This window comes from Mixta hanseatica, from assembly GCF_023517775.1.
In the GTDB taxonomy this organism is placed as follows: domain Bacteria; phylum Pseudomonadota; class Gammaproteobacteria; order Enterobacterales; family Enterobacteriaceae; genus Mixta; species Mixta hanseatica.
This window is the reverse complement of the sequence record NZ_CP082904.1, coordinates 990,089-1,015,737: the sequence shown is the minus strand read 5'-3', so window position 1 is coordinate 1,015,737 and position 25,649 is coordinate 990,089. Positions and strand designations below refer to the sequence as shown.

The window sequence follows — 25,649 nt, the reverse complement described above, 5'->3', positions numbered from 1 at the left end:
CATTTAGACGTCTACCCGTCTTGATTGCCAAATACTAACATCATGATTATAGTGGCTCAACACAGCCGTAACACCGGGCCGCTACCCGCACTGAAGGTGAGCTAGTTATGCGTTCTAACCCATTGATTCCAGAAAGTAAGCTGCCGTCGCTCGGCACCACCATTTTTACTCAGATGAGCGCGCTGGCGCAGCAGCACAACGCGATTAATCTCTCGCAGGGGTTTCCCGATTTTGACGGTCCGCGTTACTTGCAGCAACGGCTGGCACATCACGTTAGCCAGGGCGCGAACCAATACGCGCCGATGACCGGCGTAGCGGCGCTGCGTGAAGCGATTGCCGATAAAACGGCGGCGCTCTACGGTCACTATCCTGACGCCAACGACGAGATTACCGTTACCGCTGGCGCTACCGAGGCGTTATACGCCGCCATTACCGCGCTGGTGCGTCCGGGCGATGAGGTGATCTGTTTCGATCCCAGCTATGACAGCTATGCCCCAGCCGTTACGCTCTCCGGTGGCATAATGAAACGTCTGACGCTGCAGCCGCCCGCCTTTCGCGTTGACTGGCCAGCATTTCGCCAGCTGCTGTCGCCGCGCACCCGGCTGGTTATTCTCAATACGCCGCACAATCCTTCCGCCACCGTCTGGCAGCAGAGCGACTTTGACGCGCTGTGGCAGGAGATTGCCGATGAAGAGATTTATGTGCTGAGCGATGAAGTGTATGAACATATCTGCTTTACCGCCGAGGGCCATCATAGCGTGTTAGCCCATCCGCAGTTGCGCGAGCGGGCGATAGCCGTCTCCTCTTTTGGCAAGACTTACCATATGACCGGCTGGAAAGTGGGTTACTGTGTGGCGCCCGCGCCGTTAAGCGCTGAGATCCGCAAGGTGCATCAATACCTGACCTTTGCGGTGAACACGCCGGCGCAGCTGGCGCTGGCCGATATGCTGCGCGCCGAGCCGGAGCATTACCGCGATCTGCCTGCGTTTTATCAGGCGCGTCGCGATAGTTTTGTGCAGGCGCTAAGCGGTAGCCGTTTTCATATCCTGCCCTGCGAGGGCACCTATTTTCTGCTGGCGGATTACAGCGCTATCTCCGATCTGGATGATGTCAGTTTCTGCCGCTGGCTGACCGAGGAAGTCGGCGTGGCGGCGATTCCACTGTCGGTGTTTTGCGCCGGAGCCTTTCCTCATCGTTTGATTCGTCTTTGTTTTGCCAAGCAGGAAAGTACCCTGATCGCCGCTGCGGAGCGCCTGTGTCAAATTTAACTCTCTCACTGTTACAACAGCCGCTGGTATGGATGGATGGCGAGGCGAATCTCGCCCATTTTGATACGCAGCTGGCGTCGCTTTCCGGCTGCGATGTTATCGTGCTGCCGGAAATGTTTACTACCGGCTTTGCCATGGAGGCGGCGCGTGAATCGTTGCCGCAGGATCGGGTAGTTGCCTGGCTGGCTCAGCATGCGCGTCGGCTTAACGCGCTGGTAGGCGGTAGCGCGGCGCTGCAAACAGAACAGGGCGCGGTGAATCGTTTTCTGCTGGTGGAGCCGGACGGCCGTGTCCACCAGTACGATAAGCGCCACCTATTCCGCATGGGCGATGAGCATCACCATTATGTGGCGGGCAATAGGCGTGAAATTGTGGAATGGCGCGGCTGGCGTATTCTGCCGCAGGTTTGCTATGACCTGCGTTTTCCGGTGTTTTCCCGTAACCGCGATGATTACGATCTGGCGCTGTATGTCGCCAACTGGCCGGAGGCGCGCACTCATCACTGGCAGGCGCTGCTGATGGCGCGCGCGATCGAAAACCAGGCTTACGTTGCCGGCTGCAACCGCGTAGGCGAGGATGGCAAGTCGCTGCGCTACAGTGGCGATAGCCAGATTATTTCTCCGCAGGGAATCATCCTGGACCGCGGCGAAGCGCATCAGCCGGCGGTGTTACATGCCGAGCTATCGCTGGAAGAGCTGCGGGCATATCGCGAGCGCTTCCCGGCCTGGCGTGATGCCGACGCGTTTGACTGGCGTTAAATAGCTGGATGGGAAGCGGCAAACGGACAACTCGATAGTATGGGAAGCGGCGGGCGGACGGTGGAGTAAAGCGTCCCGCGCCATGGAAGGCGCGGGCCGAGCTGTCAGGGATGACGCTTTTTGCGTCTTTACGGAACGGCCGCCCACCGCTGACGCCCCCGGAACCAGCCAGGCCACGCCAACCCGCCGCTGTCGCCCCGCTAACCTTCAGACCATACGGCTCAACCCCGATCCGCCACCACCAGCCGCTTCGGCAACGGATTAAACAACGCATTCAGCAGCACGGAAACCAAACAGGCGGCGCTAATGCCGGAATGCAATAGCGTCTGCACCCAGCCAGGAAAGCGATCGTAAAAGCCCGGCATCACTACCGGAATCGTGCCGAAAGCGATAGCAGTGGCGACAATCACCAAATTCATATTGTCCTTATAATCCACCTTCGCCAGCGTGCGGATCCCGCTGGCGGCAACCGTGCCAAACAACACCACGCCGGCCCCGCCCAACACCGGCAGCGGAATGGCTGCAATTACTCTGCCTAACACCGGCAGCAGCCCCAGCAAAATCAAAATCACGCCGCCTGCGGCCACTACAAACCGGCTCTTAATGCCGGTCATCGCCACCAAACCGATATTCTGCGCGAAAGCGCTCTGCGGAAACGAATTGAACAGCGGCGACAGCGCGCTGGTTAACATATCGGCGCGTAAACCGCGCGCGATACGCTTCTCATCAACCGGCGTCCCGACAATCTCGCCAATCGCCATCAGCCCGGCGGTGGTCTCCGTCAGCAACACCAGCACAATCAATACCATCGACAACATCGCCGCCAGGTCGAACTGCGGCAGGCCAAAACTCAGTATGCCCGGCAGCGCGAAAAAATCGCCGCGCATTACCCCGGAAAAATCCGCCTTGCCCGTTGTTGCCGCCAGCAACGTGCCAAGCGCCATCGCCAACAGTACCGCCAGCCGCTTCAGCCCGCCGCCGCCCACCTTGCTTAACAGCAAAACCAGCGCCAGCGTCAAGGCCGCCAGCCCGATATTCTCCGGCGATCCCCAGTCCGCCGCTTTTGCATTGCCGCCCATTGCCCAGCGCGCCGCTACCGGCATCAGCGATAGCCCGATTACCGTAATCACCGTACCGGTCACCAGCGGCGGGAAAAAGCGGATCACATGCGCGAAAAAAGGCGCAATCAACAACCCAAACAGCGCCGAGCCAATAATCGCGCCGGCAACCACCGGCAACCCGCCGGCGCCGGAAGCGATCCCTACCAGCGTGGAAACGCTGGCAAAAGAAACGCCCTGTACCAGCGGCAAGCGCGCGCCGAACCCCGGCAAACCCAGCGACTGCAACAGCGTCGCCACGCCGCTGACAAACAGCGCGGCGGTAATCAACAGTCCAATATCCGTCGCGGAAAGCCCGGCGGCGCTGCCGATAATCAACGGCGGCGCGATAATGCCGCCGTACATGGTCAACACATGCTGCATTCCCCAGGCGAAAGTCTTACCCAGCGGGTAACGCGTATCTTCAGGTCTGACGCGATTCTCGTTCATCTTGATACCTTTTGCTGTTGCGGGCCGGTACAACACCGGACAGACGGGAAATCAACGCGACCGTTCAGCTGCCGCGATAGGTTGACCAGCTCCAGGGGGAAATCAAAAACGGCAAATGATAGTGACTGCCCGCCTGCGCAATAACGAAATCGATCTGCGCGCTGACATACAGCGCATCGCGTCCGCCACCGGCAAAATAATCACCAATCTCCGCCGTTAAACGATAGTGGCCCGGCGTCAGCGGCTCCGTCATCAGACTCTTAATACGGCCATCCGCATCGGTCTGCGCCTGAGTTAACCTCAGCCACCCTTCGGTGCTGCACTGCTCCAGCGTCACGTTAACCGCCGCAGCCGGCGTGCCCAGCGCGGTATCAAGAATATGGGTGGATATCGAACTCATGCGATACTCTCCTCTAAACGCAACAGGGTAATCTCACGCAGCTGGGCTAACGCTTCTTCCTGCTCCTGAGCAGGCGTATTGGCCAAACGCCGCCGCAGCTCCGCCAGCATCTCCTGACCGCTGCGCCCTTTGGCGCGAATCAAAAACAGATGGCCAAAACGCTGCTCATAATCACCATTGCCCTCGCGCAGCGCCTGCTGTAGCTCTGCATCGTCCCCAACCGCAGCCTGCTCCTGCCGCGACAGCGCTGCCTCTTTATCTTCTCCGCTGGCCCGCTCGCCAATGCGCGGATGCGCCGCCAGCGCCTGCGTAAAATCCTCGTCTCCCCAGGTTTCCGCCAGCAAACGCGCCTGCTGATAAAGCGCCTTTGCCGAGGCATACGGACGCGCCGCGACCATCGCCTGCTGCCAGCGCTTAATCGCTACGCAGTGCGCCAGCGCGGCCTGCGCCTGTTCAGCGGAAAGCTGATTAAATTGTGAAAGCGTCATCACACCGCCTCCTGGGCTGGCGCCGTCAGCGACGTAAAACCAGCAGCGAAGTGTTCTACCGCCAGCAGCGCGGCCCGTACCGCCTGCGCCACGTCGGGCTGGCTGACCGCCTCGGCCGGATGATGGCTGACGCCACCGGCGCAGCGCACAAACAGCATGCCGACCGGCCAGCGCTCGGCGATGGCGATAGCATCGTGCCCGGCGCCGCTGGGTAAAGAGAGCGAGCGCCCCTGCACCTGTGTTACCGCCTCGCTTAGCGCCTGCTGTAACCCGACATCACAGACGGTGGCGTTGATCGCGTAATACTCCGTAGCCTGAAAGGTGACGCCGCGCCGCTGCGCTATCGCTTCGCCCTGTATCAGCAGCTCAGCCAGCAGTTCCGCCAGCTGCATATCATCCGGGCCGCGCACATCCAAAGAAAGCTCTACCTCGCCTGGGATCACATTCACCGCGCCGGAAGGACATTGCAGGGTGCCGACGGTAGCGACGCGCTGCTGCCCAAAGCGGCAGGTGGTCTGTTCAATATCCATCACCCATTCGGCGGCGGCGACCAGCGCATCTTTGCGCTGCGCCATCGGCACGGTGCCGGCGTGCCCTGCTTCGCCCTGAAAACGGCAGCTCAGGCGGCGCGCACCGTTAATCGCCGTTACCACGCCCAGCGCCAGATCGGCCCGCTCCAGGCACGGTCCCTGTTCAATATGCAGCTCCAGATAGGCGGCAATCTCTTCCGGCGCGCGCGCGGCCTTGCCAATATGGGCCGCATCCAACCCCACATCCTCCATCGCCTGCGCGACGGTAATAGAGTTGCCGTCAGCTACGGCTGGCCAGCTCTCCGGCCAGCTGCCGGTCAGCCCCCGGCTGCCCAGCAAAGTAATGCCGAAGCGGGTGCCCTCTTCATCGCCAAAGCCAACCACCTCAATCGCCAGCGGCAGACGTCGCCGCTGCTGATGTAGCCAGCTAACAATTTCAATCGCGCTCAGCACGCCCAGCATGCCGTCATAGCGCCCGGCGTTGCGCACCGTATCCAGATGCGAGCCCAACAGCAGCGCCTGCGCACCCGGCTCCGCGCCTTCATAGCGGCCACAGATATTGCCTACCGCATCCTGCCAGACGCGCATGCCCGCCGCCTGCATCCACTCACCGACAAGCGCGTTAGCCTGCAAATGCTCCGGCGAAAGATAAACCCGCGTCAGGCCATCCGGGCTTTCGCTGATCTGCGCCAGCGCGTCACAACGCGCCAGCACGCGGGCGGCCGCCTGCTCCGCCCCGTAAGCGTCCATCAGATAACTCATAGGCGGCCCTCGCTGGCATAGCGTTCCCACGCGGCCTGCAGCGCCGCGCCCTGAACGCTTTTAAAGCCCAGATGATTCAGCACCGCTTCCAGCGCGCTCAACGTCTGCATCACGCAATCTTTACGCGCGTTATATCCCATGGTGCCGATACGCCAAACCTTGCCGATCAGCGGGCCAAAAGAGGTGCCGATTTCAATGGCGAAATCTTCCAGCATCAGCTTGCGTACCTGCTCGCCGTTGATGCCCGCCGGGATCACCACACCCAGCACATTGTTCATCTTGTGTCGCACGTCGCCAAATACCTCCAGCCCCATTGCCTGAATGCCGGACAATAGCGCCTCGCCGTGCAGCTGATGACGCGCAATAGTGTTATCCAGCCCCTCCTGCAGAATTAAGCGGGCGCATTCACGGGCGCCAAACAGCGCGGTAGTCGCTTCGGTATGGTGGTTCAGCCGCTCCGGCCCCCAGTAATCCATAATCATGCCGAGGTCGAAATAGTTGGACAAAATCATCTGGTCGTCGCCGTCCTGATGCTCGGCGGTACGAATCCCCTCTTCTACACGCTTACGCTTGCGGATCACCTCTTCCATGCGTGGGCTGAGCGTAATCGGCGCGGTGCCAGACGGGCCGCCCAGGCATTTCTGCATACCGGCCGATACCGCATCCAGCCCCCAGGCATCGCTCTCCAGCGGGTTGCCGCCCAGCGAAGCGGTGGCGTCGGTATAAAACAGCACCCCGTAGCGCTGACAAATCGCTCCCAGCTCCGCCAGCGGTTGCAGCATGGTGGTTGAGGTATCGCCCTGTACCGTCAGCAGCAGACGCGGACGCACGCGCTTGATGGCGTCTTCAATCTGGTCTGGCGTAAAGACTTCGCCCCATGGCACCTCGATAGTGTGCACTTCGGCCTGGCAGCGACGCGCAATCTCACACAGCAAATGGCCAAAACGACCAAACACCGGCACCAGAACCTTATCGCCCGGGCGGATCGCCGACAGCAGGATCGCCTCGATACCGGCGCGAGAGGTACCGTCAATCAGCATCGTCCAGCGGTTCTCGGTGCGAAAAACGCCGCGATACAGCGTCATCACCTCATTCATGTACTGCGTCATCGCCGGATCGTACTGGCCGATCAGCTGCGTCGACATAGCGCGCAGCACACGCGGATCGGCATTAATCGGTCCCGGCCCCATCAGCAGGCGCGGCGGTGGATTGATTTGATCGAATTGGGAGATATCCATGCGTTGTTCCTTATCAGTTAAGTCCGCGAACTGAAGAGATAAACTGTTTCAGCTCTGCTGTCTGTGGGCTGGCGAACAGCGTTTTGCTCTCGCCCTGCTCCCAGACGCGCCCCTGGTGCATAAACACCACGCGGTCGCCCACTTCACGAGCGAAATTCATTTCATGGGTCACGAGGATCAGCGTCATGCCTTCCGCTGCCAGCTGCTCCAGCACTTTCAGCACTTCGCCTACCAACTCGGGATCGAGCGCGGAGGTGATCTCGTCGCAAAGCAGCACTTTCGGCTTCATTGCCAGCGCGCGGGCGATTGCCACCCGCTGCTGCTGACCGCCGGAGAGGTTCGACGGGTAGTAGTCGATGCGATCGCCCAGCCCCACTTTTTCCAGCATCTGCCGCGCCAGTGCCCGGCACTCGTTCGGTTTCATCTTCAGCACCCGGCGCGGCGCCAGCATCACGTTCTCCAGCGCCGTCATATGGGGGAAAAGGTTAAAGCTCTGAAAGACCATCCCCACCGAGCGGCTGATTTCGCGCGCCTGCGATTCGCGATCGGTCACGGTCATGCCGCCCAGTTTGATGCTGCCTTCCTGATACCCTTCCAGCCCATTCATGCAGCGCAGCAGCGTGCTTTTTCCCGAGCCGCTGCGGCCGATGATCGAAATCACTTCGCCGCCTTCGATATCCAAATCGACCCCCTTCAGCACGTGGTTTGCGCCGTAATATTTCTGAACCTGATTAACGGTGATCAGCGGCATGGCATTTCTTCTCCAGATACTGGCTGTAGCGCGACAGCGGGTAACACATCAGGAAATAGCCCAGCGCCACCAGCCCGAAAACCCGGAACGGCTGGTAGGTGACGTTGGTGAGAATGGTGGCGGCTTTGGTCAGTTCGACGAAGCCGATAATCGACGCGAGCGCGGTGCCCTTGATTACCTGTACCGCAAAGCCGACGGTAGGTGCGATGGCGATGCGCAGCGTCTGCGGCGCGATAACGCGCAGCAGCGTCTGGCCGAAATGTAGCCCCAGACAGCGCGACGCCTCCCATTGTCCCGGCGGCAGCGCCCGAATGCTGCCGTACCAGATATCCACCAGAAAGGCGCTGCTGTAGAGCGTTAGCGCCAGCGCGGCGGCGGTCCAGGGCGACAGGTCGATGCCGAACAGCGCCGGGCCGAAAAAGGCGAGAAATAGCTGCATCAGCAGCGGCGTGCCCTGAAACAGCTCGGTATAGCCGCGCACCAGGCGCTGCGGCCAGCGACGGCGCGTCAGGCGTAGCAGCAGCAGCGGCAGCGTCATCAGCGCCCCGCCAAGAAACGCCGTCAGCGATAGCAGCACCGTCCAGCGCGCCGCCAGTAGCAAATTGCGCACGATATCCCAGTCGGTAAAGGTGTTCATCGCATGGCTCCAAACCATTTTCGGCCCGCTGCCAGCAGCAGCTGGCGCATCATCATCGACAACAGCAGATAGATCAGCGTCGAGACCAGATAAACTTCAAAACTTAAAAAGGTGCGTGACTGGATCAGGTTGGCGGCAAAGGTCAGCTCCTCGTAAGAGACCTGCGATACCACCGACGAGCCGAGCATCACGATAATGCACTGGCTGACCAGTGCCGGATAGATGCGCTGCATGGCGGGCGGCAGCACGATGCGCAGAAAGGTTTGCGTATAGCTCAGCCCTAGCACGCGCCCCGCCTCCCACTGTCCTTTCGGCGTCGCCTGAATGCCGGCGCGGATAATCTCGGTGCTGTAGGCGCCGAGATTGATCAGCATCGCCAACAGCGCCGCTTCTCCCGCCGTCAGCTTCAGCCCGGTCGCCGGCAGGCCGAAGACGATAAAAAAGAGCTGCACCACAAATGGTGTGTTGCGGATCAGCTCGACATAGCCGCCCCACAGGCGGCTCAGCCAGTTCGGTTTGCCGCTGCGCAGCGCCGCGCCGAGGATGCCCAACGCCACGCCGCCCAGCGTGGCCAGCACGGTCAGTTGGATAGTGACCCACGCCCCCGCCAGCAGCTGCGGCCAGTAAGGCCACAGCGCGCTAAAGTTGAGTTGCCCGCTCATCAGGTTGCCCTTAAGCGCCGAGATTGGCCGGCAGCGGTGCTTTCAGCCACTGCTGCGATAGTTTGTTCAGCGTGCCGTCCTGAATGCCCTGTTCAATTAACGCGTCGATCTTCGCCTTCAGCACCGGTTCGCCTTTTTTCAGGCCGATATAGCAGGGCGAATCTTTCAGCATAAACTGCGCGACCGGCGCTTTATCGGCGTTCTGACGCGCGATGGCGGCCACCACCAGGTTGCCGGTGGCGACATACTGCACCTGCCCGGAGAGATACGCGGAAAGCGTGGTGTTGTTATCCTCGTAGCGTTTTACCGTCGCCTCTTTCGGCGCCACGCCGCTCAGCACCATATCCTCCACCGCGCCGCGCGTAACGCCGATGCTTTTGCCGCTCAGCGCCGCCGCATCGTTCAGCTTCTGTTCGCCTTTCGGTCCGAATACGCCCAGGAAGAACGGCGCATAGGCGCGGCTGAAATCGATGGCGTTGGCGCGTTCGGGATTTTTACCGAGGCTGGAGATCACTAAATCGACCTTATCGGTTTGCAGATAGGGCACGCGGTTGGCGCTGGTTACCGGCACCAGCTGCAACTTTAGTTTCATCTGGCTGGCGAGGTATTTCGCCATATCGATGTCGTATCCCTGCGGTTGCAGATCGGTGCCGACCGAACCAAACGGCGGGAAGTCCTGTGGCACCGCCACGCGAAGCACGCCGCGCTGCTCAATCGCCTGTAGCCCGTCGGCCAGCGCACTGCCCAACTGCATAACCATCAACGCCGCGCCCATCATGACCATGGTTAATTTTTTCATATCTGCTTTGCCCCGGAGTGAAATGTTGCAACAAAAGGTTCGTCATAAAGCTTTTTGCAACTAATGTGCCAGGTGATAAACGCAAGGGATGACAGCGAAGAAAAGCGCAGAACGGCCCGTTTAACGGGCCATCAGCAACAGGGGAAAAGAGAAAAAGTCGTGTACTGTAAAAGGGCAAGGCACCAAAATGGTGCCCCATTAACGCTGTTCCAGCTCGTCCAGTTGCTGATAAAGATCGGCGATAGCGTGGATGCGTTGACGTCCCTGCGCCAGCCCCTCATGCAGCAACGCGTTAGCTAACAGGCTGACCAGACTCATGGCGGCAGAGTAGCTGTCAAAGGCGGAAACGCTGTCGAGCGGCGTGCAGAGCGACCAGCGCGCCAGTGGAATAATCGATTGCGCCTGCGGCTCGCACAGCAATACTACCGGCACCGCCTGTTGCTGCAGCTGTTGCAGCACGGCTTTCATCAGGCGCGGCCGCCGCCGAAAGGCGACGGCCACCACCAGATCCTCCGCGCCGATATCCACCAGCTCTTCGCTCAGCGTCTGGCCCGGCTGTGGCAGAACATGTACCTGCGCCCGCGCCTGCAGCAGCTGCTGACGTAAATGCAGCGCTACCGGCCAACCGTTACGCATGCCGATAATAAAGATACGCCGCGCCTGCCCCAATGCCGCGATAATTTCGCTGAAACGCTGCGGATCGATGCTGTTCACCCACTGCGTCAGGTTGGCCATCTCCTGCTTATAGTGGCGCGACAGCAGCGTATTGCCCTGTACCGCATCGCGGTTATCGGTCAGCGGCATGCCGCTCTGACGCAGCGTGCGCAGCTCATCGCGCATATCTTTATATTTTTCATAGCCAAGACGCTTAAACAGGCGGCTGACGGTCGCTTTAGAGACCCCGCTCAGGCGCGCCAGCTCGGCGCTGTTATAGCTAATCAGATCGTCGAAATGGTCAAAAACAAAATTGGCAATGCGCTGCTCCTGCGGCGAAAGCTGACCGTAATGTTGTCGGAGGCGTTCATCAAGCTGCTTCATAAATTTCCCTGTAACTTTTGTTTCAATCTGACCATAGCATAAATCGATCCATCCTCGGTCGGGTCAAACCTGGAACAGCTCTTGCTTAACCCTTTTGTCCAGATCAAATAAGGGAACGCGATGATTCAGAGTAATATGGCGCCTCAGGGGATGGTGGTTACGCCGCATCACCTCGCCAGCGAAAGCGCGCTGGCCGTGCTGCGCGAAGGCGGGAACGCCATCGAAGCGATGGTGGCCGCCGCCGCGACTATCGCCGTGGTCTATCCGCATATGAACGGCCTCGGCGGCGACGGCTTCTGGCTGATCGTGCCGCCGCAGGGCGAGCCGATAGCTATCGACGCCAGCGGCGCAGCCGGCTCGCTGGCGCATCCCGATTTTTATCAGGGAATGACGCACATTCCTCATCGCGGCCCGCAGGCGGCGCTGACGGTGGCAGGCACCGTTAGCGGCTGGTCTGAAGCGCTGATGCTGGCCCATGAATATGGCGGATCCGCCCTGCCGCTGCCGCGCCTGCTGCGCGATGCGATTCGCTACGCCGCCGACGGCATTCCGGTTACGACCTCGCAGGCCGCCGCAACCCAGGCCAAACAACAGGAACTGGCCCATCAGCCCGGCTTCGCCGCCACCTTTATGCCTGACGGCGCTCCGCCGCGTCCCGGCAGCCGCTTTACCCAACCCGCGCTGGCCGCGACGCTGGCGGAACTTTGCGAGCACGGACTGGAGAGCTTTTATCGCGGCCCGCTGGCGCATCGCCTGGCGCAGGGCATGGCGCAGCTGGAAATGCCGATCATGCTGGAAGATTTACAGCGCCATCGGGCAAAACGCCGCAGGCCGCTGCGCCTGACTCATCAGCACGGCGAGATTTATAACATGACGCCGCCCACCCAGGGACTGGTTTCGCTGGCGATCCTCGGTATTACCGACAGCCTGGATATGGCCCAGGCGGATGAAGTAGAAACAATTCATCGTATTGTCGAAGCCACGAAACAGGCCTTTGCCCTGCGTGACCGCTATATCACCGATCCGCTGCATATGCGCGAAGAGATGCAGACGCTGCTGGACAGCGGCCTGCTGGCGGCCAGCGCACAGCAAATCGATCCGCATCGCGCCGCGCCGTGGGGAAGCGGACGCGGACCCGGCGATACCGTCTGGATGGGGGTAATGGATAGCAGCGGCATGGCCGTCTCCTTTATTCAGAGCATTTATCATGAATTCGGCAGCGGCGTGGTGCTGCCCGATACCGGCATTGTCTGGCAAAACCGTGGCGCAGCCTTCAGCCTGCAGCCTGACCACTTACTGACGCTGCTGCCCGGTAAACAGCCGTTCCACACCCTTAACCCCGCCGCGGCGCGTTTGAACGATGGCCGCCTGATGGTTTACGGATCGATGGGCGGCGACGGCCAGCCGCAGACCCAGGCAGCAATATTCACCCGCCATGTGATTCAGGGCATGCCGCTTCAGCAGGCGGTAAGCGCCCCACGCTGGCTGCTGGGCAGAACATGGGGTGAATCCTCAGACAGCCTGAAGCTGGAGGGCCGCTTCAGCGCCGATACGCTGGCCCGGCTGGCGGCGTTAGGCCATCAGGTAGATACGCTGCCGGACTTTAGCGAAGCGGTGGGTCACGCTGGCGCGATTGTGCGTCATACCAACGGCATGCTGGAAGGCGCTTTCGATCCGCGCAGCAACGGCAGCGCGGCGGGTTTCTGACAGGAGAGAAAAATGAAGGTAAACGACTGGACAAGCTACCTCGACCAAATGACGGCGATGCTGGAGATTGAGTTGGATGAGACGCGCCGCGCCGAGCTGCTGCTGCAATTCAGCCGGATTGCACAGATGGCTGAGCCGCTGCTGGCTTTCCCGCTGGATGAACGGCTGGACGTGGCGGGAGTCTATCAGGCATGAAATTAACTGAATTATCCATCAGCCAATTGCAGCAGGCGCTGCAAAGCGGCGAGCTGAGCGCCAGGGAGATTGCGGATGCCACCCTGCGCGCCATTGAGCAGCAAAATCCGCAAATTAATGCCTGGACGACGATCGTTGCCGATCGCATGCGGCGGCAGGCGGATCGTCTTGATCGTTTGCGCCGCGAGGGTGAAGCGCTGCCGCCGCTGGCGGGCGTGCCTTATGCGGTAAAAAATCTGTTTGATGTGACCGGTGAGCGTACGCTGGCCGGCGCCAGCCTGTTTAGCAATCGTCCACCCGCGGAGCGCGATGCCTGGGCAGTAAACCAGCTCAGCCAGGCGGGCGCGCTGCTGAGCGGCATGCTTAATATGGATGCTTACGCCTACGGCTTCACCACCGAAAACAGTCACTATGGCGCGACGCGCAATCCTCACGATTTACAGCGTATCGCCGGCGGATCCTCCGGCGGATCGGCGGCAGCCGTGGCGGCGGGACTGGTTCATTTTTCTCTTGGCAGTGATACCAACGGTTCAATTCGCGTGCCCGCTTCACTATGTGGTATTTACGGCCTGAAGCCCACCTTTGGTCGCCTGTCGCGGCACGGCACCCATCCCTTCGTCGCCAGCCTTGACCATATCGGCCCGTTTGCCCGCAGCTGTGAAGATCTGACACGCGTCTATGATGCCCTGCAGGGCCACGATGCTGAAGATGCTTTTCAGTCCGGAGTGGCGCCCCAGCCAGCGCTTGCCCAGCTGGATAAAGGATTGTCAGGGCTGCGCTGCGCGGTGCTTGGCGGCTATTTCCAACGGTTCAGCGATAGCGACGCGCAGCAGGCCGTTGCCACGGCGGCGCGCGCGCTGGAAGCCAGCGAGCTGTTGGAGCTGGAAGAGATGGATATTGCCCGCGCCTCGGCGTTTATTATTACCGCCGCAGAAGGCGGCAACCGCTATTTACCGGCGCTGCGTAGTCAGCCTGAGCGTTTTGAGCCGTTGTCGCGCGAGCGACTGCTGGCCGGTGCCATGCTGCCCTCCGCCTGGTACGTGCAGGCGCAACGCTTCCGCCGCTACTTCCAGCAGAAAGTGCTGGCGCTGTTTAATGATTTTGATGTGTTGATTGCGCCCGCCACGCCCTGCTGCGCCACGCTTATCGGTCAGGAAACTATGCAGATTAACGGGCAAACGCTGCCGGTGCGCGCCAGTATGGGCATGCTGACGCAGCCGATCTCTTTTCTCGGCCTGCCGGTCACCACCGTGCCGTTACGCACCGCCGGCGGCCTGCCGATTGGTCTGCAACTGATCGCCGCGCCGTTTCAGGAAGCGAACTGCCTACGGGCGGCTCGTGCGCTGGAACAGAAGGGGATTGCGGTGGCGTTGGCAGCGCAGCTGAAGCTACCCGACAGTTCAACAAACACTATTCCTTCATGCACGGAGCGCAGCGTATGACCAACAACGAGATTAATCTTCCGGCGGTAGTGGCTGAAGTGTCCGCCGCCTTTCAACGCTATGAACAGGCGCTGATTAGCAACGATATAGCGGTACTGGATGCGCTGTTCTGGCATGACGATCGTACGGTACGTTTGGGAGCTGGTGAGAACCTGTACGGCATTGAGGCGATACGCGCCTTTCGCGCCGCACGCCCCAGCGTCGGCCTTTATCGCCAGTTACACAATACGGTGATTACAACCTTCGGCAGCGATTTTGCCGTTTGTAGCACCGAGTTTACCCGTCCCGGCAGCGAGCGCCCCGGCCGTCAGCAGCAAAGCTGGGTGCGTCTGCCGGAGGGCTGGCGCATCGTCGCCGCGCAGGTCAGCCTGCTCGGCGGACAATAAAAAAGCCGCGGGCGCGGTTTACGCTCGCGGCAGGTAAGCCGGTAACATCAGACCTCGGGAGCCGGATGATGCTTAATCCAGTGATCGGCGATTTGCTGACGGGTGCAGATCCACACCCGCTCATGCTGCTGAATATAATCCAGGAAACGCGTCAGCGCCCGAAAACGGCCAGGTCGACCCAGCAGGCGACAGTGCATCCCGACCGACATCATTTTCGGCGCGGTTTCGCCCTCTTCATACAGCACGTCAAAGCTGTCTTTCAGGTAAGTGTAAAACTGCTCGGCAGTATTAAATCCCTGCGGCGTGGCAAACCGCATATCGTTGGTTTCCAGCGTGTAGGGAATAATCAGATGGGGTTTAACCGTGCCGTCCTGGCAGGTGACACGCGTCCAGAACGGCAGATCGTCACCGTAATAGTCGCTGTCATAGCTAAAACCGCCCTGCTCAACGATCAGCCGCCGCGTGTTCGGGCTATCACGTCCGGTGTACCAGCCGGTCGGCGCTTTGCCAAACAGATCCATCAACACATCTACCGCCTGTTGCATATGCTGACGCTCGGTTTTGGCATCCATCGACTGATAATGAATCCAGCGCCAGCCGTGGCTGACGACATCATATTGCGCCTCGGCAATCGCCTGCACCACTTCCGGATGACGCGCCAGCGCCATCGCCACGCCAAATACCGTTAGCGGCAGGCCGCGCTTCTGAAACTCCTGGTGTATACGCCAGAAGCCAGCGCGCGAGCCATATTCATACAGCGAGTCCATCGACATATGGCGGTCAGGATAGCTGGCCGCGCCGATAATATCTGACAGGAACTGCTCAGAGCCGGCATCGCCGTGCAGCACGTTATTTTCCGCGCCCTCTTCATAGTTGAGAACAAACTGCACCGCGATACGCGCTTCACCGGGCCAGGCGGCATGCGGTGGATGGCCGGCATAGCCGCGCAGATCGCGCGGATAGTTTTTATTGAAGCTGTATTCTTTCTTCTCTGGAGATTCACTCATTCTCTGGCTCCTTTCTTGAGCAGATGACTTCCGTTAGTTTAGGTGCTGGAAAGCGCCCGTTATCTTTTTTTCGCGTGGAAAGGCTAAATCACCATATTTACTGGTGCCTAACCCCAACGACACCAGCGATTCCACCATTTTTACCGCCGCGCCGACGCCATCAATAACCGGCATGCCCAACTCCTGGGTAAGATCGCGCGCCAGCGTCGCCATCCCGCCGCAGCCCAGCACTATCGCTCCGCAGCCATCCTCCCGCTGCGCCTGCAGACAGCGGCTGCGTACCTTTTCCTGCGCCAGGCCGCTGCCATCCTCCAGCGCCAGCACCGGCAGATCGATGGCATGCAGCGCGGCGCAGTGATGCGTAAAGCCATACTGCTGCAACAGATGACGGGCGATAATCAGCGTTCGCGGCAAGGTGGTAACTACCGTAAAACGCGTCGCCACCATCGTCGCCATATGCATCGCCGCTTCGGCGATGCCGATAACCGGGCCGCTGGCCAGTTCGCGCGCCGCCAGCAGGCCGGGATCGCCAAAACAGGCGATCACGTGCCCCTGTACGCCCTGCTCACGTCCGCGCTTCACCAGATCCAGCACGCCGAGCGCGGCGATCGCCTCATCGGCATGCCCTTCGATCGAGGGCACTCCCTGCGTGGGCGAGACGGCAATAATCTCCGTGCCGGGCGATGCCGCAACGCGCGCGGCGCTGGCGATGGTATCGGTCATCGTCTGCGTAGTGTTGGGATTGATAACCTGTATACAAAGGGAACTCATTTGTGCGGCACTCCTTTAGGGGCGAACAGTCGGGAAAAATCGGGCAGAACCTCGCCGCCACGCTCAAAGCGCAGTGACGCCAGAATATGTTGGAAATGTTGCTGCATTGCGTCAGTCAGCGATGTCAGCCGTTTAGCGCGTAAATAATCCACCAGCCTGTCGTGATGATCGCAGCGGCATCCCTGCTGCCAGGGCGCGCCCCAGGCGGCGATCACCAGCGACGACCGCTGCGCCAGGCGCGTGACCAAATCTGTCAGCACCTGATTGCCGGAAATCGCCTGCAGCTGGATATGAAACGCGGCGGAAAGGCGAATCGCCGCCGCGCCGTTGTGTTGCTGATGCGCCTGTCGCTCCTCTGCCAGTAATTGCTCCAGCGCCGCCAGATGCGGCGGCTGGCAGTGAGCGATAACCGCAGGCAGATTGGCGCACTCGATCAGCGAGCGGGTGTGAAAGATATCGCGCGCTTCTTGCGCATCGGGCGAAGCAACATGCGCACCACGTCTGGGCGTTAAAGAGATCATTTGCACTGCCGCGAGGCGCTGTAACACTTTACGAATGCCGGTGCGGCTGATGCCAAAGACCTCAGCCAGCGCTTCCTCTGGCAGGCGGCTGCCGGGCGGCAGCTGATGCTCCACTATTGCGGTCAGTAATGCCTGATAGACCGGCTCATGGCTGTCGCTCAGGTCTGAGGCCGTTTTCGGGCCGGGTTCATGCTTCATTACCTACTCCGTTGGCGAGAGTTGTATACAAGAATCCCTCTTAGATGAAACAGCCTTGTATACATAATTTTACTTTTGGCCTGAATCCTGCAGGTACGGACAAACAAGGTTTCTCCGTTACCCCTGTTAAAGAGGAGCAGGTTTCATGCCAAATTATTCCAACGTTTCTTCAGCGCCCAATAGCGAGGCGCATTACAGTCCGCGTCTGACCAATGAAGATCTTGCTCCTGTCCCGCAACAGAACTGGAGCTGGTACAACATTTTCTCTTTCTGGATGTCGGATGTGCACAGCATGGGCGGCTATGTGGTAGCAGCCAGCTTCTTTACGCTGGGGCTGGCGAGCTGGCAAGTACTGATCTGTTTACTGGCGGGAATCTGTATTGTGCAGCTGTGCGCCAATCTGGTGGCGAAACCCAGCCAGATGGCTGGCGTGCCTTATGCAGTGATTTGTCGGCAGGCCTTCGGCGTATTTGGCGCGAACATTCCGGCGATTATCCGTGGGCTGATCGCCTTCGCCTGGTACGGCATTCAAACCTGGCTGGCTTCTAATGCTTTGATGCTGGTATTGCTAAAATTCTGGCCTGCGCTCTCGTCGTTGACGCAGCCCGCCTGGCTGGGGTTGTCGCTGCTGGGGTGGATCTGCTTCACGGTGATGTGGCTGCTGCAGGCGGCGGTGTTCTGGCACGGCATGAACGCCATTAAGCGCTTTATCGATATCGCCGGTCCCGCCGTTTATGTCGTGATGCTGGCGCTGGCCGGCTGGATTGTATACAAGACCGGTTTTGACGGCATCTCTTTGACCCTGACCAGCAAAAGCCTGAGCGTCAGCGAACAGAGCTGGCAGATGATTACCGCCACCGCGCTGGTGGTCTCTTATTTCTCCGGCCCGCTGCTGAACTTTGGCGACTTTTCACGCTACGGCAAAAGTATGCAGCATATCCGTCGCGGCAACCGCTGGGGATTGCCGTTTAACTTTCTGCTGTTCTCTGTGGTGACGGTGGTGATTGTTTCCGGCACCCGTTCACTGTTTGGCAAGATGATTACCGATCCGATTGAAACCGTCAGTATGGTGGGCAACGATCTGGCGGTGGCGATCGGCCTGCTAACCATGATTACCGCCACCATCGGTATTAATATCGTGGCGAACTTTGTCTCGCCCGCCTTCGATTTCTCTAACTGCGCGCCGCAGAAAATTACCTTCCGCGCCGGCGGCATGATTGCCGCGGTGGGCTCGGTGCTGCTGACGCCGTGGAACCTGTTTCAGTCGCCAGAGCTGATTCACTATACGCTTGACGTGCTGGGTGCGTTTATTGGGCCGCTGTTTGGTATTTTACTGGTGGATTTTTATCTGATTAAGCGCGGCAAGGTTGTGGTAGACGATCTGTTTAACGCGACGCCATCAGGTCGCTACTGGTATCGCAGCGGATTTAACCCGAAAGCGATCGCCGCCCTGCTGCCGTCGGTAGCCATCGGTGTGCTGATTAGCTTCGTGCCTGCGATGCATGGGGTTGCCAACTTCAGCTGGTTTATCGGCGTGGCGCTCGGCGGCGGCTGTTATCGCTGGCTGGCGCGTGCGGAGCGTGAAGAGGCGACGGCAACGCGTTATGCCGCGCGTAGCGGTACAGGAAGAATAAAAAGCAAAAGGCCGATTCATTGCTGAATCGGCCTTTCTGAATAGTTGGCGGTGCGGACGGGACTCGAACCCGCGACCCCCGGCGTGACAGGCCGGTATTCTAACCGACTGAACTACCGCACCGCGCTGTGTTCCCCGTCGGGAACGAGGCGCATATTAAGGGCAGCGCGCCTGGCCGTCAACGATTTTTCTCACCAGCGCGATCGTTTGCCTGCTTTTTCATCGAACTGGCTCTTTTTAACGCAAAATAAAGCGCTTACGCGCGCCACAGGCAGCTACCGCCCTTTTTCATCACCAGATCGAGGCGTTGTTCATGCGCCATAATCTCTTCATCGCTGGCCGCTACTACGCGCAGGCCGGAAGTGCGCGCCACACGCTGAATATGCTCGCCGCCGTCAGCATTCTGCTGCTGCTCGCCCTCATGGGAGAACGCCAGCGACGTCTGTCCGCCGGTCATGGTCAGGAACACTTCCGCCAAAATTTCGGCATCGAGCAACGCCCCGTGCAGGGTTCGCTTGCTGTTATCAATCTCATAGCGGGAGCAGAGCGCATCAAGGCTGTTACGTTTGCCCGGAAACAACTTACGCGCCATTAACAGGCTATCAGTAATTTGACAGAAGGTTTCCGTTTTACCGATGCCACGGTTCAGCTTGCCGAACTCATAATCCATAAAGCCGATATCGAACGACGCGTTATGAATCACTAATTCAGCGCCGCGGATGTAATCAAGAAACTCGTCCGCGATCTCGCCGAAGGTCGGCTTATCCATCAGAAACTCATCGGCAATGCCATGAACGCCGAATGCTTCCGGGTCCACCAGCCGATCCGGCTTCAGGTACATATGGAAATTGTTGCCGGTCAGACGGCGGTTGATGATCTCCACCGCACCGATTTCAATAATGCGATGGCCCTCGTAGTGAACGCCCACCATGTTCATACCGGTGGTTTCTGTATCGAGAACGATCTGGCGTGTAATTGCTGTGCTCATATGGCTCGTTTATGTCAGACTTGGCGTTTTATCAGGAGGAAGTCTACCAGAGATGCGCAAACAGGTAGAAATTTTCACCGATGGCTCTTGCCTCGGTAACCCCGGCCCTGGCGGCTATGGCGCTATTTTACGCTATCGCCAGCATGAAAAAACCTTTAGCGCCGGTTTTTATCGTACCACCAATAATCGCATGGAAATGATGGCGGCAATCGTCGCGCTGGAAGCGCTGACTCAGCCCTGTGAAATTACCCTCAGCACCGATAGCCAGTATCTGCGTCAGGGAATTACCAGCTGGATCCACAACTGGAAAAAGCGCGGCTGGAAAACCGCGGATAAAAAACCGGTGAAAAATGTCGATTTATGGCAGCGGCTCGATACCGCGCTTAGCCATCATCAGATTAACTGGGAATGGGTTAAAGGGCACGCCGGCCACCCGGAGAATGAACGCTGCGATGAACTGGCGCGCTCTGCCGCCGCCAATCCATCATTTGAAGATATCGGCTATCAGCCGGAATCCTGATCGTCCAGCGAATGCGCCTGACGCGTGGCGTTAACCGTCGCGCGAATTTTTACTTTGCCGGCCAGCTTGCGTGCCGGCGTCATGATCAGCGGCAGCGTACGCTTGCGGGCCACCATAATATTCAGGCAGCCCAGCGCAGGTACATGCCGGCTCATCATGCTCCCCCCCTGGCGATTCCAGGGCACCACCTGAAAACTGCTGCGGTAAACCACTTCATAGTTAAGCAGGCTGAGCCAGTCAAACAGGCGCATCTGGCTGAACATGCGTCCGCTCCACGGCGGACGGCGATGCAGGCCTGGAATCAGCTTGCCCACGCCCAGCAGGCTTAGCGGATTAAAACCAGTCAGCACTATCCAGCCATCATCAATCAATACTCGGTCTACTTCACGCAGAATGCGGTGTGGGTCCTGGCTCCAGCTTAAGGTATGCGCCAGCAAGCAGGCGTCGATCGATTTCGCTTCAAAGGGCAAATGCATCGGGTCAGCAATCACTTGCACCTCCTGCCCTTCATCCCCTACGTTGACCTGATGCGAAATCGCACAGGCCTGCGTATCGATCTCTACGCTCAGGTTGCCAATTTTTAACAGATGAAAGCCATACAGCTTGCCGAGACAGGGCTGCAAATGTTGGCTTAGCGCATCGCGGAACGATTCTCCCCACGGCATATCACGCCATGAACGCGGCGCGGTCAGAATTTGACGTGTTTTAGCAGGCTTCATGTTTTACCATCAGTGTTCCTTCACGACGTGCGAGAGGTGTGTATGAATCTTAACAGTATCCCAGCATTTCAGGATAACTACATCTGGACATTAAACGATAGCCAGGGTCAATGCCTGATTGTCGATCCGGGCGAAGCGGCGCCGGTGCTGGCCGCCATTGAGCAAAATCAGTGGATGCCGGTAGCGATTTTGCTCACCCATCACCATCAAGACCATGTTGGCGGCGTAAAAGAACTGTTAACGAAATGGCCAGATCTTGTGGTTTATGGCCCGCAGGAGACACAAGATAAAGGCGCGACGCAAATCGTTTATGAAGGCGATACCCTGCCTGTTTTGGGCTGCGAATTTAGGGTAATTTTTACGCCCGGCCACACTTTGGGACATATCTCATATTACAGCGCACCTTATCTTTTCTGTGGTGACACGATGTTTTCAGGCGGTTGCGGACGTCTGTTTGAAGGCACGCCGGAACAGATGTACGAATCATTTCAAAAACTTGCTGAATTTCCCGATGATACGCTGGTTTGTTGCGCCCACGAGTACACGCTCTCTAACTTAAAATTTGCTAACGCTACGCTGCCGCAAGATATGGAAATAAAGCGCTACTATCAGGAAATTAAGGAGTTGCGGGCCAAAAATAGCAGTAGTTTGCCCACAAAATTGGGGCACGAACGGCAAATAAATTTATTTTTACGCACGCAAGACGCTGATTTACAAAGCGCCCTTGGCTTCAATGTGCCACCATCGCACGCATGGGACATTTTTGCCCTGCTACGCCAGAAGAAAGACGATTTTTGATTTTTCTGGTTGTGTTGTTAGGCGCTAGCACGTATGATTGCTCGTCTTTTAAGCAACCATTGACACACACATGAAGACTAGAGCGATTATCCTTCTCGCCTCGGTCTTGCTGATGGGATGCCAGGCATCGCGACATGATGCTAACGTTCCTGAACAGCATGCCCAGAGTCTGTCTTCAGCTGGTCAAAATGAGAATGACAAATTTACAGATCGCATGTTATCCCCGCGTTGGCAGGATGATGGAACGGCCCTGACCCAGGACCAGGATTTGTGGAATTACATTCGCGACGGGCTGAAGATGGAGGTTCCGGAAAATCCCCGGATCCGAGAGCAGAAACAAAAGTACTTAAGAAACAAGAGCTATCTCCACGATGTAACTTTACGGGCAGAGCCGTATATGTACTGGATAGTCGAGCAGATTAAGCAACGTAAGATGCCGATGGAACTGGTACTACTACCCATAGTGGAGAGCGCTTTTAACCCCCACGCCACATCCGCTGCTAATGCCGCAGGCATCTGGCAGATTGTGCCGAGTACGGGACGGAATTACGGTTTAAAGCAAAATCAGTGGTATGACGGACGACGCGATATTGTCGCTTCGACCCGCGCAGTTTTAGATATGATGGAACGTCTGAACGGGATGTTCGACGGAGACTGGTTGTTGACCATCGCTGCCTATAACAGCGGCGAGGGGCGTGTGCTGAAAGCGATTAAACAAAATAAAGCGCGCGGCAAACCAACCGATTTCTGGCATCTGTCTCTGCCGCGTGAAACCACGCTGTACGTGCCTAAAATGCTGGCGTTGCAGGATATCCTGAAAAACAACAAGCGCTATGGGGTACGTTTACCGGCGCCGAATGAAAGCCGTGCGCTGGCGCGTGTTGAAGTAGGCCAGCAGATCAAGCTGACGCAGGCGGCAGAAATGGCCGGCTTGTCGGTGGCCAAGCTGAAGAACTACAACACCGGCTACAAACGCGGCGCGACTGCGCCTAACGGACCTCACTATATTATGGTCCCTAAAGCGAATGTTGCCAAATTGCGTAATTCGCTGGCTTCAGGTGATATCGCAGCCGTACAGCCAACGCGTTTAGCCGCGAACGTTACCGGCGCCAATAGCTATAAGGTGCGCAATGGCGATACGCTGTCGGGCATCGCCAGCCGGATGGGCGTTTCGGTAAAAGCGTTGCAGCGCGCCAATAATTTACGCGGCAACACGATTAAACCAGGACAGACGCTCACCTTTAGCGGTGGCGTGACAGGAAGTGAACTGGCCGATAACGGCAACAGCATCACCTACAAAGTTCGTAAGGGTGATTCTCTTGCCAGTATTGCACGTCGACATGGTGTAGAGATCAAAGACGTCAAGCGTTGGAACAGCGTGCTGAGCGACAGCAGTTCGATTCAGCCGGGTGATAAAATTACCCTGTTCGTGAAAAACAGCGCGACGCCAGACAGTTAAATTTGCCGTACCGTATGAAAAAGCCGATCTTTTGATCGGCTTTTTTTATGATTTTGCGGAGCCTGAAGAGGCGAATTCGACCAGCAGTGGGTTATGATCGGAAGCGCGCGTGACCAGTACCGAGGCTTCCGTTACCTGCAGCTCGCGATAGAAAACGAAGTCCAGCGGCCGCCCAAAGGCCTTACGTCGATGATCTTCAGTAAAACGTACTTCCCGTAGCCCCATCTCCCGCGCAAAGCGATACAGGGCATTCATGCGCTGTCGGCTCCATGCATTAAAATCGCCAGCCATAATCACCGGCCCGTTATGGTGCGCCAGCTGCTCGCCGATTGGTCCCAGCTGTTTACTGTAAACATCAATGCCGAGGCTGAAGTTAACCGCATGAATGTTAACCACCATCAGCATCCTGCCATCCGGTAAGGGATAAGCGGTTATTAACGCTGATTTCGCTAAACGCAGCAGCGGCTCACGCTCGCGCAGCGGACAACAGTAAACCGGGTGCGCCGCCGCCAGCGTCATCACCCCAGACGGATGCTGCGGCAGAACAAAAGCCGGCACCTGATCGGCCGCCAGGTAATTAGAGGTGGCAAAACGGACCAGCTCTGGCGTGGTTTGCGCTTCCTGTAATAACACCAGCTGAGCTTCTTTGCCAAAGGTTTGTAGCACCGACATCCAATCCGCTCGTTGCTGCTTAAAAATATTCCAGACCAGCACGCGTAGCGTTTCACCAGGGGTAATAGGCGCACCCGGCGGAAGCGCTTGCCCAACATGCAGCATAGCGCCAGGCGGGAAAATTCTTTCCGCTGGCTGTCCAGCTACATACCTCATGGCATAGGTTTTTTTCCGCACAATACCGCCCGTTAGTGAAAATGCCTGTCATCTAGTTACTGCTTTCAGTTATAGGGGCTTCAGCAGAGACTTTCAATCAAAGCCACCGAATTTAACTTTCGGACAGGCAAGCAAATGTTACGATAGCAACACAGGCTATCCACATCAGCGTGGGGATAAAACAATTTATAACAAGGAGCAGGTGTGAAAGCGTCTTCAGAAGAGCTTAAAATTTTTGTCGCCGTGGTGGAAAGCGGTAGCTTTAGCCGGGCAGCAAAGCAGCTTGAGCTGGCGCCTTCCGCCGTGAGTCGCGCAGTAAAAAAGCTGGAGACGAAGCTGGGCGTGGAACTGTTGACGCGGACGACACGGCAAATCAATCTGACGCAGGAAGGCGAAGGTTATTTTCGGAAAGTGCAAAAACTGCTGCAGGAGATGGCCGCAGCGGAAAATGAACTGATGGAAAGCCGTCAGGTGCCGCGTGGTCTGTTACGGGTAGATGCGGCGACGCCCGTCGTGCTGCATCTGTTGACGCCAATGGTCGAGCCTTTTCGTCAACGCTATCCGGAAGTCACTTTATCGCTGCTCTCTTCGGAAACTTTTATTAATCTGATTGAGCGCAAGGTGGATGTCGCTATTCGCGCCGGTAATTTAACCGACTCCAGCCTGCGCGCCCGCCCGCTGTTTAGCAGCTACCGGAAACTGGTCGCCTCCCCTGCTTATCTTGCCCGCCATAGCGCTCCGCTAAAGGTGGATGAACTGGCTCAACACAGCTGTCTTGGGTTTATTGAGACCCCCGCGCTTAACCGCTGGCCCGTGGCTCAGCCGGACGGCGAGCTTTATACCATTCAGCCTACGATCTCAGCGAATAGCGGCGAGACGCTGAAACAGCTGTGCCTCGCCGGCAACGGCATTGCCTGTTTGTCTGATTATATGATCGATAAAGAGCTGGCTTTGGGCAGTTTAGTTGAGGTGTTAGCTGATAAACGCTTACCGGTTGCGATGCCGTTTAATGCAGTTTATTACAGCGATCGCGCCGTTAATAACCGCGTACGAGCATTTATCGATTTTCTGAGCGAGTGGATTAACCTGCGCAGCATATGATAACGCGCCCGGTTCGCGTTTTAACTTAGCGGGGAGCGCGAACTAAGCAGACTGAAGCAGTAAAAGCGGTAAGAACCCTATCGCCATAAGAATAATAACCTGGCATAGAAGCAGGAAAAAATGGACGCAGAAAAGCAAAAAGCCCTGACATTGCTGTCAGGGCTATTGCTAATAGAGTGGCGGTGCGGACGGGACTCGAACCCGCGACCCCCGGCGTGACAGGCCGGTATTCTAACCGACTGAACTACCGCACCACCGAATACTGCATTACCAGCGGGGTCTCGCTGATAACCGGTGTTACCTTTTCAGGTATAACCTTAATTTGATGCCTGGCAGTTCCCTACTCTCGCATGGGGAAGCCCCACACTACCATCGGCGCTACGGCGTTTCACTTCTGAGTTCGGCATGGGGTCAGGTGGGACCACCGCGCTCTTGCCGCCAGGCAAATCTGTTTCCGTCCGCCGCCCTCACGGCCGCGCACGTTTATCCGTCAACAAA

Annotated in this window: 27 protein-coding genes, 2 tRNA genes and 1 rRNA gene; 11 read left to right on the top strand and 19 right to left on the bottom strand. The window is 58.1% G+C overall.

Translation table 11 applies throughout. The annotated features are described in order from the left end of the window. The first annotated feature begins 107 nt into the window (after positions 1-107). Together K6958_RS04745 and K6958_RS04740 are read left to right on the top strand one after the other, a co-directional pair. Complete coding sequence (locus tag K6958_RS04745) at positions 108-1,268, top strand: pyridoxal phosphate-dependent aminotransferase (protein ID WP_249893578.1); 1,161 nt, start codon at positions 108-110, stop codon at positions 1,266-1,268. 32 nt (positions 1,269-1,300) lie between these two features. Beyond that, a complete protein-coding gene (locus K6958_RS04740) occupies positions 1,301-2,026 on the top strand; it encodes an amidohydrolase (protein WP_434085210.1) in 726 nt (241 codons plus the stop codon). A gap of 221 nt (positions 2,027-2,247) precedes the next feature. Here K6958_RS04740 and K6958_RS04735 read toward each other — a convergent pair whose 3' ends face one another. From K6958_RS04735 to hpxU, 10 genes are all read right to left on the bottom strand, one after another. Beyond that, complete coding sequence (locus tag K6958_RS04735; protein WP_249893576.1) at positions 2,248-3,573, bottom strand: nucleobase:cation symporter-2 family protein; 1,326 nt, start codon at positions 3,571-3,573, stop codon at positions 2,248-2,250. 64 nt (positions 3,574-3,637) lie between these two features. Beyond that, the gene (gene uraH / locus K6958_RS04730) at positions 3,638-3,973 is read right to left on the bottom strand and encodes a hydroxyisourate hydrolase (RefSeq protein WP_249893575.1); all 336 of its coding nucleotides are present in this window, start codon (positions 3,971-3,973) and stop codon (positions 3,638-3,640) included. Then, on the bottom strand, positions 3,970-4,461 hold the full coding sequence (uraD, locus tag K6958_RS04725) for a 2-oxo-4-hydroxy-4-carboxy-5-ureidoimidazoline decarboxylase (protein ID WP_249893574.1): 492 nt from the start codon (positions 4,459-4,461) through the stop codon (positions 3,970-3,972). Before uraD ends, uraH begins: the two co-directional genes overlap by 4 nt. Continuing rightward, positions 4,461-5,753 (bottom strand): allantoate amidohydrolase, encoded by a 1,293-nt coding sequence (hpxK, locus tag K6958_RS04720; protein ID WP_249893573.1) that lies wholly within the window; start codon positions 5,751-5,753, stop codon positions 4,461-4,463. The genes uraD and hpxK overlap by 1 nt, the downstream gene beginning before the upstream one ends. Beyond that, complete coding sequence (locus K6958_RS04715; RefSeq protein ID WP_249893572.1) at positions 5,750-6,991, bottom strand: pyridoxal-phosphate-dependent aminotransferase family protein; 1,242 nt, start codon at positions 6,989-6,991, stop codon at positions 5,750-5,752. The genes hpxK and K6958_RS04715 overlap by 4 nt, the downstream gene beginning before the upstream one ends. Positions 6,992-7,004: 13 nt before the next feature. Then, a complete protein-coding gene (locus K6958_RS04710) occupies positions 7,005-7,742 on the bottom strand; it encodes an amino acid ABC transporter ATP-binding protein (RefSeq protein WP_249893571.1) in 738 nt (245 codons plus the stop codon). Continuing rightward, entirely contained in the window at positions 7,723-8,379 is a 657-nt protein-coding gene (locus tag K6958_RS04705; protein WP_249894599.1) for an amino acid ABC transporter permease, read from the bottom strand. The genes K6958_RS04710 and K6958_RS04705 overlap by 20 nt, the downstream gene beginning before the upstream one ends. Further along, complete coding sequence (locus tag K6958_RS04700) at positions 8,376-9,041, bottom strand: amino acid ABC transporter permease (protein ID WP_249893570.1); 666 nt, start codon at positions 9,039-9,041, stop codon at positions 8,376-8,378. The genes K6958_RS04705 and K6958_RS04700 overlap by 4 nt, the downstream gene beginning before the upstream one ends. Before the next feature lie 10 nt (positions 9,042-9,051). After that, a complete protein-coding gene (locus tag K6958_RS04695) occupies positions 9,052-9,840 on the bottom strand; it encodes a transporter substrate-binding domain-containing protein (protein ID WP_249893569.1) in 789 nt (262 codons plus the stop codon). 198 nt (positions 9,841-10,038) lie between these two features. Then, the gene (gene hpxU, locus K6958_RS04690; RefSeq protein WP_249893568.1) at positions 10,039-10,878 is read right to left on the bottom strand and encodes a MurR/RpiR family transcriptional regulator HpxU; all 840 of its coding nucleotides are present in this window, start codon (positions 10,876-10,878) and stop codon (positions 10,039-10,041) included. 120 nt (positions 10,879-10,998) lie between these two features. On the opposite strand from hpxU, the gene K6958_RS04685 reads away from it, so the two are divergent. From K6958_RS04685 to hpxZ, 4 genes are read left to right on the top strand one after another with little or no spacing between them, the layout of a single operon-like run. Then, complete coding sequence (locus K6958_RS04685; protein ID WP_249893567.1) at positions 10,999-12,585, top strand: gamma-glutamyltransferase family protein; 1,587 nt, start codon at positions 10,999-11,001, stop codon at positions 12,583-12,585. 12 nt (positions 12,586-12,597) lie between these two features. After that, entirely contained in the window at positions 12,598-12,780 is a 183-nt protein-coding gene (gene hpxX, locus K6958_RS04680) for an oxalurate catabolism protein HpxX (protein WP_249893566.1), read from the top strand. Then, a complete protein-coding gene (locus K6958_RS04675; protein WP_249893565.1) occupies positions 12,777-14,222 on the top strand; it encodes an AtzE family amidohydrolase in 1,446 nt (481 codons plus the stop codon). The genes hpxX and K6958_RS04675 overlap by 4 nt, the downstream gene beginning before the upstream one ends. Next, positions 14,219-14,608 carry an oxalurate catabolism protein HpxZ gene (gene hpxZ, locus K6958_RS04670; protein ID WP_249893564.1) on the top strand — a complete coding sequence of 130 codons (390 nt, stop codon included), beginning with the start codon at positions 14,219-14,221 and terminating at the stop codon, positions 14,606-14,608. Before K6958_RS04675 ends, hpxZ begins: the two co-directional genes overlap by 4 nt. Before the next feature lie 47 nt (positions 14,609-14,655). On the opposite strand, the gene puuE is transcribed toward hpxZ, so the two are convergent. From puuE to K6958_RS04655, 3 genes are read right to left on the bottom strand one after another with little or no spacing between them, the layout of a single operon-like run. Beyond that, positions 14,656-15,615: an allantoinase PuuE gene (gene puuE, locus K6958_RS04665; RefSeq protein ID WP_249893563.1), complete on the bottom strand. Its 960-nt coding sequence runs from the start codon at positions 15,613-15,615 to the stop codon at positions 14,656-14,658. A 33-nt stretch (positions 15,616-15,648) separates the two neighbouring features. Then, positions 15,649-16,386 (bottom strand): aspartate/glutamate racemase family protein, encoded by a 738-nt coding sequence (locus tag K6958_RS04660; protein ID WP_249893562.1) that lies wholly within the window; start codon positions 16,384-16,386, stop codon positions 15,649-15,651. After that, entirely contained in the window at positions 16,383-17,105 is a 723-nt protein-coding gene (locus K6958_RS04655) for a GntR family transcriptional regulator (RefSeq protein WP_249893561.1), read from the bottom strand. Before K6958_RS04655 ends, K6958_RS04660 begins: the two co-directional genes overlap by 4 nt. A gap of 145 nt (positions 17,106-17,250) precedes the next feature. On the opposite strand from K6958_RS04655, the gene K6958_RS04650 reads away from it, so the two are divergent. Then, positions 17,251-18,765: an NCS1 family nucleobase:cation symporter-1 gene (locus K6958_RS04650; RefSeq protein ID WP_249893560.1), complete on the top strand. Its 1,515-nt coding sequence runs from the start codon at positions 17,251-17,253 to the stop codon at positions 18,763-18,765. A gap of 19 nt (positions 18,766-18,784) precedes the next feature. On the opposite strand, the gene K6958_RS04645 is transcribed toward K6958_RS04650, so the two are convergent. Continuing rightward, positions 18,785-18,861, bottom strand: a tRNA-Asp gene (locus K6958_RS04645). Positions 18,862-18,994: 133 nt separating this feature from the next. Beyond that, positions 18,995-19,726 carry a DNA polymerase III subunit epsilon gene (gene dnaQ, locus K6958_RS04640; RefSeq protein WP_249893559.1) on the bottom strand — a complete coding sequence of 244 codons (732 nt, stop codon included), beginning with the start codon at positions 19,724-19,726 and terminating at the stop codon, positions 18,995-18,997. Here dnaQ and rnhA point away from each other — a divergent pair. Beyond that, positions 19,680-20,246 carry a ribonuclease HI gene (gene rnhA, locus K6958_RS04635; RefSeq protein ID WP_249893558.1) on the top strand — a complete coding sequence of 189 codons (567 nt, stop codon included), beginning with the start codon at positions 19,680-19,682 and terminating at the stop codon, positions 20,244-20,246. The genes dnaQ and rnhA overlap by 47 nt on opposite strands. Here rnhA and K6958_RS04630 read toward each other — a convergent pair. Then, positions 20,231-20,965 carry a class I SAM-dependent methyltransferase gene (locus tag K6958_RS04630; RefSeq protein ID WP_249893557.1) on the bottom strand — a complete coding sequence of 245 codons (735 nt, stop codon included), beginning with the start codon at positions 20,963-20,965 and terminating at the stop codon, positions 20,231-20,233. The genes rnhA and K6958_RS04630 overlap by 16 nt on opposite strands. A 42-nt stretch (positions 20,966-21,007) precedes the next feature. On the opposite strand from K6958_RS04630, the gene gloB reads away from it, so the two are divergent. Both gloB and mltD read left to right on the top strand, forming a co-directional pair. Beyond that, the gene (gene gloB, locus K6958_RS04625; protein ID WP_249893556.1) at positions 21,008-21,763 is read left to right on the top strand and encodes a hydroxyacylglutathione hydrolase; all 756 of its coding nucleotides are present in this window, start codon (positions 21,008-21,010) and stop codon (positions 21,761-21,763) included. A 70-nt stretch (positions 21,764-21,833) separates the two neighbouring features. Then, positions 21,834-23,222 carry a murein transglycosylase D gene (gene mltD, locus K6958_RS04620; protein ID WP_249893555.1) on the top strand — a complete coding sequence of 463 codons (1,389 nt, stop codon included), beginning with the start codon at positions 21,834-21,836 and terminating at the stop codon, positions 23,220-23,222. Positions 23,223-23,267: 45 nt separating this feature from the next. On the opposite strand, the gene K6958_RS04615 is transcribed toward mltD, so the two are convergent. After that, positions 23,268-24,071: an endonuclease/exonuclease/phosphatase family protein gene (locus K6958_RS04615; RefSeq protein ID WP_249893554.1), complete on the bottom strand. Its 804-nt coding sequence runs from the start codon at positions 24,069-24,071 to the stop codon at positions 23,268-23,270. 183 nt (positions 24,072-24,254) lie between these two features. Here K6958_RS04615 and yafC point away from each other — a divergent pair, with 183 nt between their 5' ends. Further along, on the top strand, positions 24,255-25,151 hold the full coding sequence (gene yafC / locus K6958_RS04610) for a DNA-binding transcriptional regulator YafC (RefSeq protein ID WP_249893553.1): 897 nt from the start codon (positions 24,255-24,257) through the stop codon (positions 25,149-25,151). 177 nt (positions 25,152-25,328) lie between these two features. Here the strand turns inward: yafC and K6958_RS04605 are convergent. Next, a tRNA-Asp gene (locus K6958_RS04605) sits at positions 25,329-25,405 on the bottom strand. A gap of 73 nt (positions 25,406-25,478) precedes the next feature. Further along, positions 25,479-25,594 (bottom strand): 5S ribosomal RNA (gene rrf / locus K6958_RS04600). Between the last annotated feature and the right edge of the window lie 55 nt (positions 25,595-25,649).

What these genes read in the sequence shown, in the direction of transcription:
- K6958_RS04745 (WP_249893578.1), top strand. Translation starts at nt 108, where the DNA reads ATGCGTTCTAACCCATTGATTCCAGAAAGTAAGCTGCCGTCGCTCGGC.
- K6958_RS04740 (WP_434085210.1), top strand. Translation starts at nt 1,301, where the DNA reads ATGGATGGCGAGGCGAATCTCGCCCATTTTGATACGCAGCTGGCGTCG.
- K6958_RS04735 (WP_249893576.1), bottom strand. Translation starts at nt 3,573, where the DNA reads ATGAACGAGAATCGCGTCAGACCTGAAGATACGCGTTACCCGCTGGGT.
- uraH (WP_249893575.1), bottom strand. Translation starts at nt 3,973, where the DNA reads ATGAGTTCGATATCCACCCATATTCTTGATACCGCGCTGGGCACGCCG.
- uraD (WP_249893574.1), bottom strand. Translation starts at nt 4,461, where the DNA reads ATGACGCTTTCACAATTTAATCAGCTTTCCGCTGAACAGGCGCAGGCC.
- hpxK (WP_249893573.1), bottom strand. Translation starts at nt 5,753, where the DNA reads ATGAGTTATCTGATGGACGCTTACGGGGCGGAGCAGGCGGCCGCCCGC.
- K6958_RS04715 (WP_249893572.1), bottom strand. Translation starts at nt 6,991, where the DNA reads ATGGATATCTCCCAATTCGATCAAATCAATCCACCGCCGCGCCTGCTG.
- K6958_RS04710 (WP_249893571.1), bottom strand. Translation starts at nt 7,742, where the DNA reads ATGCCGCTGATCACCGTTAATCAGGTTCAGAAATATTACGGCGCAAAC.
- K6958_RS04705 (WP_249894599.1), bottom strand. Translation starts at nt 8,379, where the DNA reads ATGAACACCTTTACCGACTGGGATATCGTGCGCAATTTGCTACTGGCG.
- K6958_RS04700 (WP_249893570.1), bottom strand. Translation starts at nt 9,041, where the DNA reads ATGAGCGGGCAACTCAACTTTAGCGCGCTGTGGCCTTACTGGCCGCAG.
- K6958_RS04695 (WP_249893569.1), bottom strand. Translation starts at nt 9,840, where the DNA reads ATGAAAAAATTAACCATGGTCATGATGGGCGCGGCGTTGATGGTTATG.
- hpxU (WP_249893568.1), bottom strand. Translation starts at nt 10,878, where the DNA reads ATGAAGCAGCTTGATGAACGCCTCCGACAACATTACGGTCAGCTTTCG.
- K6958_RS04685 (WP_249893567.1), top strand. Translation starts at nt 10,999, where the DNA reads ATGATTCAGAGTAATATGGCGCCTCAGGGGATGGTGGTTACGCCGCAT.
- hpxX (WP_249893566.1), top strand. Translation starts at nt 12,598, where the DNA reads ATGAAGGTAAACGACTGGACAAGCTACCTCGACCAAATGACGGCGATG.
- K6958_RS04675 (WP_249893565.1), top strand. Translation starts at nt 12,777, where the DNA reads ATGAAATTAACTGAATTATCCATCAGCCAATTGCAGCAGGCGCTGCAA.
- hpxZ (WP_249893564.1), top strand. Translation starts at nt 14,219, where the DNA reads ATGACCAACAACGAGATTAATCTTCCGGCGGTAGTGGCTGAAGTGTCC.
- puuE (WP_249893563.1), bottom strand. Translation starts at nt 15,615, where the DNA reads ATGAGTGAATCTCCAGAGAAGAAAGAATACAGCTTCAATAAAAACTAT.
- K6958_RS04660 (WP_249893562.1), bottom strand. Translation starts at nt 16,386, where the DNA reads ATGAGTTCCCTTTGTATACAGGTTATCAATCCCAACACTACGCAGACG.
- K6958_RS04655 (WP_249893561.1), bottom strand. Translation starts at nt 17,105, where the DNA reads ATGAAGCATGAACCCGGCCCGAAAACGGCCTCAGACCTGAGCGACAGC.
- K6958_RS04650 (WP_249893560.1), top strand. Translation starts at nt 17,251, where the DNA reads ATGCCAAATTATTCCAACGTTTCTTCAGCGCCCAATAGCGAGGCGCAT.
- dnaQ (WP_249893559.1), bottom strand. Translation starts at nt 19,726, where the DNA reads ATGAGCACAGCAATTACACGCCAGATCGTTCTCGATACAGAAACCACC.
- K6958_RS04630 (WP_249893557.1), bottom strand. Translation starts at nt 20,965, where the DNA reads ATGAAGCCTGCTAAAACACGTCAAATTCTGACCGCGCCGCGTTCATGG.
- gloB (WP_249893556.1), top strand. Translation starts at nt 21,008, where the DNA reads ATGAATCTTAACAGTATCCCAGCATTTCAGGATAACTACATCTGGACA.
- mltD (WP_249893555.1), top strand. Translation starts at nt 21,834, where the DNA reads ATGAAGACTAGAGCGATTATCCTTCTCGCCTCGGTCTTGCTGATGGGA.